Here is a 14,249-nt window from a genome sequence, read left to right as displayed (position 1 = left end):
GCGATTCTGAAAAATTGCGCACGATACGACTCAATTGTACACATTCAGTGAGCGATATCACCAACAACCTCAATCACTTCGTTTAACGCCTGTTGCGGTTTTTCACTGTCTAACCAGTGAACACCGTCCCAACCGCGCAACCAGGTGATCTGGCGCTTCGCTAACTGTCTCGTGGCGCAAACACCTCGATAAACCATTTCATCATATGAAATCTCGCCTTCAAGATATGACCACATCTGGCGGTATCCCACACAACGAACGGAAGGCATATCCGTATGCAAATCTCCACGGGCAAATAGCGCCCGCACTTCTGCTTCAAAATCTGAAGCTAACATCTGATGAAAACGCTGCTCAATTCGTTGATGGAGCAGTTCACGGCTCGCCGGGGCGATGGCGAACTGATGCACCTGATACGGCAGAGCGTCTCCTGACGTTTGCGTCAGTTCCGTTAAAGTTTTACCCGAAATGAAAAAAACTTCCAGTGCCCGGGAAAGCCTTTGCGGATCATTTGGATGGATCCGTGCTGCGGCAACCGGGTCAATCTCGGCCAGTTGCTTATGCAAAACGTCCCATCCCTGCTCTGCCGCCTGCTGCTCAATTTTTGCTCTTACTTCCGGATCCGCTGATGGCAGAGGTGAAAGCCCCTCCAGCAACGCCTTGAAATAAAGCATGGTTCCGCCAACCAACAGCGGTATACGTCCCGCCGCCGTTATCTCGGCCATCTCGGCTAACGCATCGCGGCGGAAATCCGCTGCGGAGTATGCCTGAGCCGGGTCGAGAATATCCAGCAAACGATGCGGTGCCGCACGCAGTTCGTCTGCGTCAGGCTTCGCCGTGCCGATGTCCATCCCTCGGTAGATAAGGGCAGAATCGACACTAATCAACTCTACAGGCAAAACTTTACGCAACTCAATGGCCAGTGCCGTTTTGCCGGAGGCCGTAGGGCCCATTAAAAAAATCGCCTTTGGCAGGCTCGCCTTGCTTACGTCAATCATGTTTCAGGGCATTCATCGCCGTTTGTAAATCAACAGGTTGTAATAACCCACCTGGCGGTGTCTTCACCAGAGGCGGACAAAGGCGTTCAACCTCCGCCAGCACGCTAATGGCCTGCGCCATACTCCACGGCGCATGTTCGCTTGCCAGATGGCGGGCGATCCACTGCGCGGTGTTGGCGGCATCAAACGACGTTTGCTGCGCCAGGTAGCCTATCAGTTCAGGAATCAAGTTTTGTAAATTTTGTTGGCGTAAGGGTAAAGGCACTGCGCGAATGGTCACATGTTGTGGTTCGAGCACCATTTCAATGCCCATCTGCGCCAACAGGGCCTCTGCGCGACGCAGTACCCCTGTTTCTTCAGGGGATATTTTTAGCCGAACGGGGATCAGCAGCGGTTGTGCACAGGCCGCGTTTTCACCCGGAGTAAGTTGCACTTGTTTAAGCCAGCGTTCCGCCACCGGCAATGCCAGAAGCATCACGTGGCCTTCGCGCTCCAGCAGCGCCATATCCGGTGCAATAATCGTCAGAACCCGGCCAAAACTCTGGCTGTGGCCATCCAGCGAAGGCGCTGGCACCGCGACAGGCGCTTTGCGCTCCACCACGGGGGTTTCCAGCAATTTCCGGTACAACGCGCCCTGCTGTTTTTGATAGCCAGGCTGGGCGTTTGGATAGTTCGCTCCCGTTGGGCGCGGTGTGCTACCCGCAGCAGAGAAACGCGGGGCATCCGGCTCACGCGCCACGGCAGGTTCAGCAAAATGGTTCCGGCCCGCTGCAACACGGTTTTCCGGAAACGCGCGCGGGGCGGGTTCTTCTTTTTCCAGCGGCAGCGTCGGTTCAGCCTGCTGTTGCAATACGCTCAGCACGCCCTGATAGATAAAATCATGCACCAGACGTGACTGGTGGAACCGCACTTCATGCTTGGCAGGATGGACGTTAACGTCCACCTGGTGGGGATCGATTTCTAGATAGAGCACAAACGCCGGTTGCTGATCTGCACCCAGTTTATCTTCACAGGCCTGACGAATGGCGTGGTTGATGAGGCGGTCACGCATCATGCGGCCGTTCACGTAGCAATACTGGATCTCAGCGAAGGCGGCGCTGCTCGCGTTGGGGTCAGCCACCCAGCCGCGCATGGCCAAATCGCCATGCTGCCACTCAATGGCCAGCGCGTGCTCGAGAAACGGTACGCCGCAGATAGCGCCCAAGCGGCGCTCTTTTTGCCCACCTTCCGCCACGGCGCGGTACTGGCGCATGACTTTGCCGTTATGGCTAAGGTTAATGGTCACGTCAAACCGCGCCAGGGCAATGCGACGAATGATCTCATCGATATGCCCAAACTCGGTTTTTTCGGTACGCATAAACTTGCGTCGGGCGGGGGTGTTATAAAACAGATCCAGCACTTCCAGCGTCGTACCGACCGGGTGCGCCGCTGGTTTAATCGTCACGTCCATATCACGCCCTTCGGCGTACGCCTGCCAGGCTTCCTGCTGTTCAGCGGTACGGGAGGTGAGCGTGAGGCGGGAAACGGAGCTGATACTGGCCAGCGCTTCCCCGCGAAAACCGAGGCTAATGATCGCTTCCAGGTCATCAAGAGAGGCAATTTTACTGGTGGCATGACGCGCCAGCGCTAACGCCAGCTCGTCTTTTTTAATTCCACAGCCGTTGTCACGAATGCGAATCAGCTTTGCGCCGCCGCGTTCGATATCAATATCAATGCGGGTGGCCCCCGCATCAAGGCTGTTTTCTACCAGCTCCTTCACCACCGATGCAGGGCGCTCCACCACCTCACCGGCGGCGATTTGGTTCGCGAGCTGCGGCGGTAGAACCTGAATCGGCATGAATTCTCCTTAATTGGTCGCGGTCATCTCACCTGGCTGCGCTGCGCTGGCCGTCTGGGCGGCACCGCCCTGTGGCGCGGACTGCAGCGGATGCGCATCAAAGTATTTACGCAGACCGTTATAGATCGCTTCGGCAATTTGCTGCTGATAGCTGTCGCTGCCCAGCAGGCGTTCTTCAGCGTTATTACTGATAAAGCCTGTTTCCACCAGAATCGATGGAATATCCGGCGATCGCAGAACGCCCAGGCTCGCATGCTCCGGACGGCGCTTGTGCAATGACCCGATGCCCTGCAGCTGATTCAATACATTTGTGGCGACATCATACCCGACGCGCTGGGAATGACCGAATTGTAAATCCAGCACCGCCTGGCTGAGATACGGATCGGCCTGGCTGTTTGCCAGCACATCACCCGCGCCACCTAACAGTTCGGACTGTTTCTCGTGCTCTTCAAGCCAGTTTGCCATTTCACTGTTCGCCCGACGGTTTGACAGCACCCACACTGAGGCTCCCGTGGCGTTACGGTTTGGCGCGGCATCCGCATGAATGGACACCAGGAAATTGGCATTTTGCTTACGTGCCACATCCGAGCGGCCCATCACCGAGATAAAGTAATCGCCGTCGCGCGTCAGCACGCCTTTAAACATAGGGTCGTCATTTAGCAGCGTCCGCAGCTTACGGGCAACCGCGATGGTGACATTTTTCTCCCGCGTACCGCCCGGGCCAATTGCGCCGGGATCCTGACCGCCGTGCCCCGCATCAATGGCGATAATCACTTTATCACCGCTGACCGCGCGACGTGCGCTGGCCGCCGGCCGCGTCACGGTATTGCTGCTGGTAACGCTGGTAATGCGGTCGCTGTCCGTTTTAAACGGATTACGTGCCGGTTCGGATGGGCGCGGGGTATAAACCGGCTCTTCCACGCGTTTCGCCACCACCGGTGGAGGCGGAGGCGGCGGAGGGGCGTCAGCGTTGATGGTAAAGACCACCGTATAATTCGCACCGTTTTGCTGCTTAACCGCTCTGGTTTTACCCTTTTCGGTTAGGTCGACCACCAGACGCAATGACTGGCTATCTTTTGGCGAGCCGGAACGAATGCTTTTAACCAGATTATTGCCGCTGAACTGGAGCGGTAACCCCTGGATAACCCCGGTTTGTTTGATATCCAGCGCCACGCTGTGGCTGTCTGGCTGTGAAAAAGCATATTCCGGATCGCCCATAAAGCTGAACGTGATCCTGGCCTGGCTTTCGCCGTTCGACACCTGAATATCCGACAGGCTTGCCGCCCCGGCCTGCGCGCAAAGCAGCACCGTGGCAGCCAATAACCAACCTTTAACGCGACTAATCATCCCGTCATCCCTACGCTTAACCGGCCAGACGCGCCAGTAAGGAACTACCTGATGAGGAAACAGCACTGATGCGTGCCTCACGCCCTTGTGCCTGGTAATCTAAGTGAATTTCGACATCCGGGTCAGGCAACACACCCGCACCTTGTTGCGGCCACTCCACCAGGCAGATGGCATCATTGGCAAAATAATCACGGATCCCCATAAATTCCAGCTCCTCGGGATCCGCAAGGCGGTATAAATCAAAGTGGTACACCATGAGATTTTCAAGGGTGTATGGTTCTACCAGCGTGTAGGTTGGGCTTTTCACATTGCCCTTATGGCCTAACGCCTGTAGAAAACCCCGGCTGAAGGTGGTTTTACCCGCACCTAAATCACCATACAGATAAATGACGGTTGCCCCCTGACAGGCCTGTGCCACGCGTTTGCCAAGATCTAAAGTGGCTTGTTCATCAGGTAAAGAAATCGCTCGATTAGTCATTTTCTACGTCAATCACATCCGGGTTAACAACACGCCGTAGCGTGCAAAAAAGATCGGTGGCCAGCATTCCGCGTGTACCGTAACGTGCCGCCAGCTTATCCGCCGCGACACCATGGGCCACGCAGCCAGCGCAGGCTGCATCATAAAGGGGAAGTTTCTGTCCAAGCAATGCGCCAATGATGCCGGAAAGCACATCGCCCATTCCGCCGCTCGCCATGCCCGCATTTCCGGCATCGACAATGCCCAGTGCCTCGTCGCTGGCGACAACGGTTCCTGCCCCTTTCAGAACGGCAACACCTCCGTAACGTTTTACCAGACGCCGGGCAGAAAGTAAGCGATCGCTTTCAATTTCTGCCACGCTGCAGTTAAGCAGGCGCGCGGCTTCGCCGGGGTGCGGCGTCAGAATGCGATTGTGACGCTTATCAGGATTGATTGCCAGAAGGTTCAGCGCGTCGGCATCCCACAGCATCGGTTTACGAAAATTCTCGACCTTCTGCAGGGCCTGTTTCCCCCAGGCCTGCTGCCCAAGCCCCGGGCCAATGACCACGACATCCGCCCATTCGAGACTCTCTTCAAGCGACTGCGGCGTCAATTCATGCACCATCAGCTCCGGACGGGCCGTAATAATTGGCGCACTATTTTCGATGCGCGTCAGCACCCGCACTAAACCGGCACCGCAACGCAATGCCGCTTCCCCCGTCATGCGGATAGCCCCCGCCGTGCCGTGGTCACCTCCAATGATCACCAGCCTGCCGTGATCGCCTTTATGGGACGTCGGGCGGCGCGGCGGTAGCCACTGTGCCAGCAGCGAAGCATCAACGCGCGAAACGTGAGTTTCCTGCCCGGCAAGCCAGCTCTCCAGCCCCAGTGCGTTATGGTGCAACGTTCCCGTGACATCCCGCGCTTTACCGGTAAGCAGTCCCGGTTTCAGGGCGATAAAGGCAACGGTGTGCGCGGCCTGAATCACCGCGCCCGGCGTCGTGCCGGTTTGCGCCATCAGGCCAGAAGGTATATCCAGGGCCACCACCGGCGCGCTGTGGGCATTGGCACGTGCAATCAGGGTGGCAACTGGGTCGCGCGGCGCACTGCGTAGTCCGGTGCCCAGCAGGCCATCAATAATCACATCAATCTCTTCCGGCCAGACGACATCGGTGGCATGAATAACACCGCCCGCGTTCAGCCAGGCTTCCCGCGCCGCACTGGCCTCTTCTGGTAGCGGTTTATCGCTCTCCAGCGCCAGCAACGTCACGTGGATCCCGGCGGCAACCGCCAGGCGGGCGACGACATAACCGTCACCGCCGTTATTGCCGTGTCCGCATAAAATCAGCCAGTGCGACGATTCAGGGTAAGCCGTGCGGGCAACGTTAAACGCCGCTTCACCCGCGCGTTGCATCAGTTCATACAGGGTAATGCCGAGGCTGTCTGCGGCCTCTTTTTCGGCGTGCCGGAGGTCATCCGCATGCCAGATGGAATGTGGAATACTTTCGGGGTTTTTCTTCACAGTATGGTCCGTCATGTCACAGCCCCTCGATCTCAATGAATTAGCGCAAAAAATTAAACAGTGGGGTGCTGAGCTTGGCTTCCAGAAGGTGGGTATCACCGATACCGACCTCTCCGCCAGCGAGCCGAAACTGCAGGCATGGCTGGATAAACAATACCATGGCGAAATGGAGTGGATGGCGCGTCATGGCATGATGCGTGCCCGCCCACACGAGCTGTTGCCTGGTACATTACGCGTCATCAGCGTACGCATGAACTACCTGCCCGCCAACGCGGCGTTTGCTCGCACGTTAAAAAATCCCGCCCTCGGTTACGTCAGCCGGTACGCCCTGGGCCGTGATTACCATAAGCTTCTGCGTAACCGTTTAAAAAAACTTGGGGAAACTATTCAGCAGCACTGTGTGTCGCTGAATTTTAGACCGTTTGTAGACTCTGCGCCTGTTCTTGAGCGCCCGATAGCAGAAAAAGCCGGGCTTGGCTGGACAGGTAAGCACTCACTTATCCTTAGCCGCGATGCCGGATCGTTCTTTTTCCTCGGTGAACTGCTCATAGATTTGCCGCTGCCGGTAGATGGTCCGGTAGAGGAAGGTTGCGGGCGCTGCGTGGCCTGCATGACCATCTGCCCGACGGGTGCCATCGTTGAGCCTTATACGGTGGATGCGCGCCGCTGCATCTCCTATCTCACCATTGAACTCGAAGGGGCGATACCGGAAGAATTCCGTCCGCTCATCGGGAACCGTATCTACGGCTGCGATGACTGCCAGCTGATCTGCCCCTGGAATCGTTACTCGCAGCTTACGGATGAAGACGATTTCAGTCCTCGTAAAGCGCTTCATGCGCCTCAGCTTATCGAGCTCTTCGCCTGGAGTGAGGCCTGGTTCCTGAAAGTCACCGAAGGATCCGCCATTCGGCGTATTGGGCATCTGCGCTGGCTACGAAATGTCGCCGTTGCGCTGGGTAATGCGCCCTGGGATGAAGCCACTATTCAGGCGCTCGAAAGTCGCAGAGGTGAGCACCCACTTCTTGATGAACACATAGAATGGGCGATTGCGCAGCAAATCGAGAAGCGCAATGCCTGCGTTGTCGAGGTGCAGCTGCCGAAGAAACAACGGCTGGTGAGAGTGATTGAAAAAGGGCTTGTTCGGGATGCTTGATATATTCACAGCCTGTGAATAAAAATAAAAACTCACGCGCCATCGGGGCTGGCAATGAGGTCAAGTGATCTAAATAACATTTTGAAATGAAATTTACTTCATTAAATTCAGTACGTTACGAAGATATTATTCACCCTGCTAATTTTCTTCTGGTCTGTAACTGAGTAGGGCTTCTGTGGATAACTCTGTTCACAAGAGTATTTCAGATGCAATAGAAAATGTCCCCAACGAAGCATTCCGCTGTGGATAATCTGGAGACGATAAGAATTTGGAGCGGGAAACGAGACTCGAACTCGCGACCCCGACCTTGGCAAGGTCGTGCTCTACCAACTGAGCTATTCCCGCTTGGGTGGTCCGTGCTGTGGAAGCACTTTCAAATTTTGGAGCGGGAAACGAGACTCGAACTCGCGACCCCGACCTTGGCAAGGTCGTGCTCTACCAACTGAGCTATTCCCGCTTGGGTGGTCTGTGCTTTAGAAGCACCTTCAAATTTTGGAGCGGGAAACGAGACTCGAACTCGCGACCCCGACCTTGGCAAGGTCGTGCTCTACCAACTGAGCTATTCCCGCAAATTTGCACTGCTTTTGTTGCTGTCGTAACGTGTATTTCTCTGTCGTTACGGGAGGCGCATTATACGAGAAATCCGTTTAGCTGCAACCCCCCTAAAAGCGTTTTTTGTGAAATTCAGTTCAAGTGATGGAATATTCATCGCTTTGCACGTTTTTACACCATTCATGCGTTCTGTAGGCCGGGTAACGCGCAACGCCCCTGGCAACCGCCTGAATTACAGCTTAATAAAGTTCTCGCGATAATACGCCAGTTCGGCCACAGACTCACGGATATCGTCCATGGCCTGATGCGTACCCTGCTTTTTAAAGCCATCCAGGATTTCCGGTTTCCAGCGACGCGCCAGCTCTTTCAGGGTGCTCACATCCAGATAGCGGTAATGGAAGTAAGACTCCAGCTCCGGCATGTACTTAAACAGAAAACGGCGATCCTGACCGATGCTGTTACCGCAGATAGGTGATTTGCCCGCCGGAACCCACTGTTTCAGAAACGCAAGCGTTGCCAGCTCCGCCTCGCGATCGCCCATGGTGCTGGCCTTAACGCGCTCCACCAGCCCGCTCCCCGTATGGGTGCGCACGTTCCACTCATCCATTAACGCAAGCTGGTCGTCGGACTGATGAACCGCGATAGTCGGCCCTTCCGCCAGAATATTCAGGTTGGCATCGGTCACCAGGGTTGCAATCTCAATAATGCGATCGCGCTCGGGATCCAGCCCGGTCATTTCAAGATCGATCCAAATCAGGTTGTTTTCATCCGCGCTCATGTTATTTTCCACCCTTCTCGCATAACCGGCTGTAGCAGGTTAACTAGTATTAATTAGAGTGTATCATAGAGGTTTTGCCCCTTACGGGCGACCAGGAGCCAGCGCGATTGAGTAAAAATAAACTCTCCAAAGGGCAGCAGCGCCGTGTGAATGCCAATCACCAGCGCCGTCTTAAAACCACTTCGGAGAAGGTCGATTACGACGACAACCTGTTTGGCGAACCGATGGAAGGCATCGTCATCAGCCGTTTCGGTATGCACGCCGACGTGGAATCCGCCAACGGTGAGATTCACCGCTGCAACATCCGCCGGACGATTCGTTCTCTGGTGACCGGCGATCGCGTGGTCTGGCGCCCGGGTAAAGAAGCGGCGGAAGGCGTCACGGTAAAAGGCATCGTTGAGGCGGTCCACGCGCGTACGTCGGTACTGACCCGTCCCGATTTCTACGACGGGGTTAAACCTATCGCAGCTAACATTAACCAGATCGTTATCGTCTCGGCGATTTTGCCCGAACTTTCGCTCAATATTATCGACCGATACCTTGTCGCCTGTGAAACGCTGCAGGTTGAACCGATCATCGTACTTAACAAAATCGATCTGCTCGATGAAGACGGTATGAACTTCGTCAACGAGCAGATGGATATCTACCGTAACATCGGGTATCGCGTTCTGATGGTTTCCAGCTATACCAAAGATGGTCTGAAACCGCTTGAAGAGGCGCTTACCGATCGCATCAGCATCTTTGCGGGACAGTCCGGTGTGGGCAAATCAAGCCTGCTGAACAACCTTCTCGGCCTCCAGCAAGAGATCGTGACCAACGATGTGTCTGATGTTTCTGGCCTGGGCCAGCACACCACGACCGCGTCACGCCTGTATCACTTCCCGCACGGCGGCGATGTCATTGACTCCCCGGGCGTGCGTGAATTCGGTTTGTGGCACCTTGAGCCGGAACAAATCTTCAACGGATTTGTCGAATTCCATGATTATTTAGGTGCTTGCAAATACCGCGACTGTAAACATGACAATGACCCGGGCTGCGCTATCCGTGAAGCGGTCGAGAAAGGCGAAATAGCGGAGACCCGCTTTGAAAACTACCACCGCATTCTCGAGAGCATGGATCAGGTAAAAACGCGTAAAAACTTTTCTGATTCTGATAACTGACAACTAAGCTAAGCATCGCTAAAATCGTCCCCTTTTTTCAGGTTCCGGCGCTTTGCGGCCGGATCAGGAACGACAAAACAATGGCCTGGAGGCTACCTTGTTAAACTCATTTAAACTTTCGCTTCAATACATTCTGCCGAAACTGTGGCTCACTCGCCTGGCGGGCTGGGGCGCGAGCAAACGAGCGGGCTGGCTGACCAAACTGGTCATCGACCTTTTCGTAAAATATTACAAGGTCGACATGAAAGAGGCGCAGAAGCCGGATACCGCCAGCTACCGCACCTTCAACGAGTTTTTCGTCCGCCCACTGCGCGACGACGTGCGCCCGCTGAATACGGACCCTAACGTGCTGGTGATGCCTGCAGATGGCGTGATTAGCCAACTGGGTCACATCGAAGACGACAAAATCCTGCAGGCGAAAGGCCATAACTACAGCCTGGAAGCGTTGCTGGCAGGTAACTACCTGATGGCGGATCTGTTCCGTAACGGGACCTTCGCGACCACCTATCTCTCACCGCGCGACTATCACCGCGTGCACATGCCGTGCAACGGCATCCTGCGTGAAATGATCTACGTTCCGGGCGATCTGTTCTCCGTGAACCACCTCACGGCGCAGAATGTACCTAACCTGTTCGCCCGTAACGAACGCGTCATCTGCCTGTTTGATACTGAATTCGGCCCTATGGCGCAGATTCTGGTGGGCGCGACCATTGTCGGCAGCATTGAAACCGTCTGGGCTGGCACCATCACCCCACCACGTGAAGGCGTGATCAAGCGCTGGACCTGGCCTGCCGGTGAAGAAGAAGGCTCTGTCGCCCTGCTGAAAGGTCAGGAGATGGGTCGCTTCAAGCTGGGCTCAACCGTTATCAACCTGTTTGCACCGGGTAAAGTTAAGCTGGCCGAACAGCTTGAAAGCCTGTCGGTCACCAAACTGGGTCAGCCGCTGGCCGTCTCTACCGAAACCTTCGTAACGCCGGTGGCAGAACCTGCACCGTTGTCCCAAGAAGAGATCGACGCCGAGCACGACGCCAGCCCGCTGGTTGACGACAAAAAAGACGAAGGCTAATAACAGAAGGATCGCTGACGTGCGCCCGATTATCGTTCTACTGATGGCCTGGTGCCTCAGCATGGGGGCGTACGCAGCGACAGCCCCCGACGCAAAACAGATAACCCAGGAACTGGAGCAAGCAAAAGCGGCAAAACCCGCTCAGCCAGAGACCGTTGAGTCGCTCCAGTCCGCCCTGAACGCGCTTGCGGAGCGTAAAGGCTCCCTTGAGCGTGCACAGCAATATCAGCAGGTTATCGACAACTTCCCGAAACTCTCGCAAACGCTGCGCTCGCAGCTCAGTAATCTGCGTGATGAACCGCGCGATATACCGGCGGACATGTCTTCTGATGCGCTGAATCAGGAGATCCTCCAGGTCAGCAGCCAGCTTCTGGAAAAGAGCCGTCTGGCTCAGCAGGAGCAGGAGCGGGCGCGTGAAATTGCCGACTCGCTCAGCCAGCTTCCCCAGCAGCAAACCGATGCCCGCCGCCAGCTTAATGAAGTTGAGCGTCGCGTTGGCACGCAAAGCGGCAACACGCCGCAAGCGCAGGCGCAGAATCTGGGGCTGCAGGCCGAATCTGCTCGCCTCAAAGCCCTTGTCGATGAACTGGAGCTGGCGCAGCTCTCCGCCAATAACCGCCAGGAGTTGTCGCGGATGCGCTCTGAGCTGGCGCAGAAGCAGAGCGAACAGCTGGATGCATATCTGCAGGCCCTGCGTAATCAGCTTAACAGCCAGCGGCAGCGCGAAGCCGAGCGTGCGCTTGAAAGCACCGAACTGCTGGCGGAAAACAGCGCGAACCTGCCCAGCGGCATCGTTGAGCAGTTTAAGGTCAACCGCGAGCTCTCTGCGGCGCTGAACCAACAGGCGCAGCGTATGGATCTGGTGGCCTCGCAACAGCGTCAGGCTACCAATCAAACCCTGCAGGTCCGCCAGGCGCTTAACACGTTGCGTGAGCAGTCCCAGTGGCTAGGGTCATCAAACCTGCTGGGTGAGGCGTTACGCGCGCAGGTCTCACGCCTGCCGGAAATGCCCAAACCGCAACAGCTTGATACAGAAATGGCTCAGCTGCGCGTGCAGCGATTGCACTTTGAGGATCTGCTCAACAAACAGCCGCAAATCCGCCAGATCCGTCAGGCTGACGGACAGCCGCTGACCAGCGAGCAGAACCGCATTCTGGAAGCCCAGTTGCGTACCCAGCGTGAACTGCTGAACTCCCTGCTCCAGGGCGGGGATACGCTGATTCTGGAACTGACCAAGCTCAAGGTCTCTAATAGCCAACTGGAAGATGCGCTGAAAGAGGTGAATGAGGCAACGCACCGTTATCTCTTCTGGACCTCCGACGTGCGGCCGATGACCTTCTCGTGGCCGATTGAGATTGTCCAGGATCTGCGCCGCCTTATTTCGCTGGATACCTTCAGCCAGCTGGGCCAGGCCAGCGTGATGATGCTCACCAGTAAAGAGACCATTTTCCCGCTGCTGGCCGCGCTGATTCTGGTGGGCTTCAGCATTTACTCGCGCCGGTATTTCACCCGATTCCTGGAGCGCTCCAGCGCCCGGGTGGGGAAAGTTACGCAGGATCACTTCTGGCTGACGTTACGCACCGTCTTCTGGTCGATTCTCGTCGCCTCACCGCTACCGGTCCTGTGGATGACGCTTGGATATGGCCTGCGGGAAGCCTGGCCCTACCCGCTCGCGGTGGCCATTGGCGATGGCGTCACTGCCACGGTGCCACTGCTGTGGGTGGTAATGATTTGCGCCACGTTCGCGCGGCCCAACGGTTTGTTCATCGCTCACTTCGGCTGGCCGCGTAATCGCGTTGCACGCGCCATGCGTTACTACCTGATGAGCATCGGACTGATTGTGCCGCTGATTATGGCGCTGATCATGTTCGATAAACTTAACGACCGGGAATTCTCAGGGTCGCTGGGCCGCCTCTGCTTTATGCTGATATGCGGGGCGCTGGCAATTGTCACGCTCAGCCTGAAACGCGCCGGTATCCCGCTCTATCTGGATAAATCCGGTAACGGCGACAACATGTTCAACCGGCTGCTCTGGAACCTGCTGCTGAGCGCACCGCTGATTGCCATGCTGGCAGCGACGGTGGGTTACCTGGCGACCGCCAAGGCGCTGCTGGCGAGGCTAGAAACCTCGGTGGCGATCTGGTTCCTGCTTCTGGTGGTGTATCACGTGATACGCCGCTGGATGCTGATCCAGCGCCGCCGTCTGGCATTCGACCGTGCCAAGCACCGGCGGGCAGAGATCCTCGCCCAGCGTGCGCGTGGCGAGGAAGAGCCAAACCATGTCAACAGCACAGAAGGCACGACGGAAGCTGACGAAGTCGAGCTGGATCTGGATGCCATCAGTACCCAATCCCTGCGACTGGTACGCTCCATCCTGATGCTGATTGCCCTGCTGTCGGTGATCTTCCTGTGGTCGGAAATTCACTCCGCGTTTGGCTTCCTGGAAAACATCTCTCTGTGGGACGTAACGTCCACGGTACAAGGTGTGGAGAGCCTGGAGCCGATTACCTTAGGCGCGGTGTTGATTGCCATTCTGGTGTTGATCATCACCACCCAGCTGGTGCGTAACTTCCCGGCGCTGCTGGAGCTGGCCCTGCTGCAGCATCTCGATTTAACCCCGGGGACGGGATATGCAATTACCACCATCACCAAATATCTGATCATGCTGTTTGGCGGACTGGTCGGCTTCTCAATGATTGGTATTGAATGGTCGAAACTGCAGTGGCTGGTGGCGGCACTTGGTGTGGGGTTAGGGTTTGGCTTACAGGAGATCTTCGCCAACTTTATCTCTGGCCTGATTATTCTGTTCGAAAAACCGATTCGTATTGGCGATACGGTAACGATCCGCGATTTGACCGGCAGCATCACCAGGATCAACACGCGCGCCACCACCATCAGCGACTGGGACCGTAAAGAGATCATCGTGCCGAACAAGGCGTTTATTACCGAGCAGTTTATCAACTGGTCGCTGTCAGACTCCGTCACGCGTGTGGTGCTGACGGTACCTGCGCCGTCGGATGCCAACAGCGAAGAGGTCACTCAGATCCTCTACACCGCCGCGGAGCGCTGTTCATTCGTGATCGACAACCCGGCGCCGGAAGTGTTCCTGGTGGATTTACAACAGGGGATCCAGATTTTCGAACTGCGTATTTACGCCGCCGAAATGGGACACCGTATGCCACTGCGTCATGAGATCCACCAGCTGATTCTGGCAGGGTTCCGTGAGCACGGCATTGATATGCCGTTCCCACCGTTCCAGATGCGTCTGGAAAGCCTGGACGGGCGTAAAACGGGAAGAACGTTAACGTCAGCGGCGCGCACACGCCCGGCAGGAAGTCTGTAACCCTTCTCCCCTCCCTTCCGGGAGGGGAATGTTTAACCG

The 14,249-nt window shown here is 56.2% G+C and carries 10 protein-coding genes and 3 tRNA genes; 4 read left to right on the top strand and 9 right to left on the bottom strand.

Annotated elements, in window-relative coordinates; genetic code table 11:
- Nucleotides 1-44 precede the first annotated feature (44 nt).
- Genes miaA through nnr form a run of 5 tightly spaced genes read right to left on the bottom strand, consistent with a single transcriptional unit; the run spans nucleotide 45 to nucleotide 6,173 of the window.
- On the bottom strand, nucleotides 45-995 hold the full coding sequence (gene miaA, locus HV242_RS01840) for a tRNA (adenosine(37)-N6)-dimethylallyltransferase MiaA (protein WP_014168310.1): 951 nt from the start codon (nucleotides 993-995) through the stop codon (nucleotides 45-47).
- The gene (gene mutL / locus HV242_RS01835; protein WP_050737601.1) at nucleotides 988-2,832 is read right to left on the bottom strand and encodes a DNA mismatch repair endonuclease MutL; all 1,845 of its coding nucleotides are present in this window, start codon (nucleotides 2,830-2,832) and stop codon (nucleotides 988-990) included. Before mutL ends, miaA begins: the two co-directional genes overlap by 8 nt.
- 9 nt (nucleotides 2,833-2,841) lie before the next feature.
- Complete coding sequence (amiB, locus tag HV242_RS01830) at nucleotides 2,842-4,179, bottom strand: N-acetylmuramoyl-L-alanine amidase AmiB (RefSeq protein WP_014168308.1); 1,338 nt, start codon at nucleotides 4,177-4,179, stop codon at nucleotides 2,842-2,844.
- A gap of 16 nt (nucleotides 4,180-4,195) precedes the next feature.
- Nucleotides 4,196-4,657 carry a tRNA (adenosine(37)-N6)-threonylcarbamoyltransferase complex ATPase subunit type 1 TsaE gene (tsaE, locus tag HV242_RS01825; RefSeq protein WP_020882947.1) on the bottom strand — a complete coding sequence of 154 codons (462 nt, stop codon included), beginning with the start codon at nucleotides 4,655-4,657 and terminating at the stop codon, nucleotides 4,196-4,198.
- Nucleotides 4,650-6,173 (bottom strand): bifunctional ADP-dependent NAD(P)H-hydrate dehydratase/NAD(P)H-hydrate epimerase, encoded by a 1,524-nt coding sequence (gene nnr / locus HV242_RS01820; protein WP_050737602.1) that lies wholly within the window; start codon nucleotides 6,171-6,173, stop codon nucleotides 4,650-4,652. Before nnr ends, tsaE begins: the two co-directional genes overlap by 8 nt.
- Between nnr and queG the strand changes: the two genes are divergently transcribed.
- On the top strand, nucleotides 6,172-7,311 hold the full coding sequence (gene queG, locus HV242_RS01815; RefSeq protein WP_040018456.1) for a tRNA epoxyqueuosine(34) reductase QueG: 1,140 nt from the start codon (nucleotides 6,172-6,174) through the stop codon (nucleotides 7,309-7,311). The two genes, nnr and queG, sit on opposite strands and share 2 nt — an antisense overlap.
- A 269-nt stretch (nucleotides 7,312-7,580) precedes the next feature.
- On the opposite strand, the gene HV242_RS01810 is transcribed toward queG, so the two are convergent.
- The 4 genes from HV242_RS01810 to orn all read right to left on the bottom strand — a co-directional run bounded on the left by HV242_RS01810 (nucleotide 7,581) and on the right by orn (nucleotide 8,641).
- Nucleotides 7,581-7,656, bottom strand: a tRNA-Gly gene (locus HV242_RS01810).
- Between the two features lie 36 nt (nucleotides 7,657-7,692).
- Nucleotides 7,693-7,768, bottom strand: a tRNA-Gly gene (locus HV242_RS01805).
- 36 nt (nucleotides 7,769-7,804) lie between these two features.
- Nucleotides 7,805-7,880 (bottom strand) — tRNA-Gly (locus HV242_RS01800).
- Between the two features lie 215 nt (nucleotides 7,881-8,095).
- Complete coding sequence (gene orn / locus HV242_RS01795; RefSeq protein ID WP_025206260.1) at nucleotides 8,096-8,641, bottom strand: oligoribonuclease; 546 nt, start codon at nucleotides 8,639-8,641, stop codon at nucleotides 8,096-8,098.
- 107 nt (nucleotides 8,642-8,748) lie between these two features.
- Between orn and rsgA the strand changes: the two genes are divergently transcribed.
- From rsgA to mscM, 3 genes are all read left to right on the top strand, one after another.
- Complete coding sequence (rsgA, locus tag HV242_RS01790; RefSeq protein ID WP_020882951.1) at nucleotides 8,749-9,801, top strand: small ribosomal subunit biogenesis GTPase RsgA; 1,053 nt, start codon at nucleotides 8,749-8,751, stop codon at nucleotides 9,799-9,801.
- A 97-nt stretch (nucleotides 9,802-9,898) separates the two neighbouring features.
- Nucleotides 9,899-10,867: an archaetidylserine decarboxylase gene (gene asd, locus HV242_RS01785; RefSeq protein ID WP_020882952.1), complete on the top strand. Its 969-nt coding sequence runs from the start codon at nucleotides 9,899-9,901 to the stop codon at nucleotides 10,865-10,867.
- Between the two features lie 19 nt (nucleotides 10,868-10,886).
- Entirely contained in the window at nucleotides 10,887-14,210 is a 3,324-nt protein-coding gene (gene mscM / locus HV242_RS01780; protein ID WP_025206261.1) for a miniconductance mechanosensitive channel MscM, read from the top strand.
- Nucleotides 14,211-14,249 lie beyond the last annotated feature (39 nt).

Origin of the sequence: Enterobacter sp. RHBSTW-00593 (assembly GCF_013784105.1) — a bacterium.
Taxonomy (GTDB): Bacteria; Pseudomonadota; Gammaproteobacteria; order Enterobacterales; family Enterobacteriaceae; genus Enterobacter; species Enterobacter ludwigii.
The sequence above is the reverse complement of the archived record's forward strand: the minus strand, read 5'-3'. Positions and strand labels throughout refer to the sequence as shown.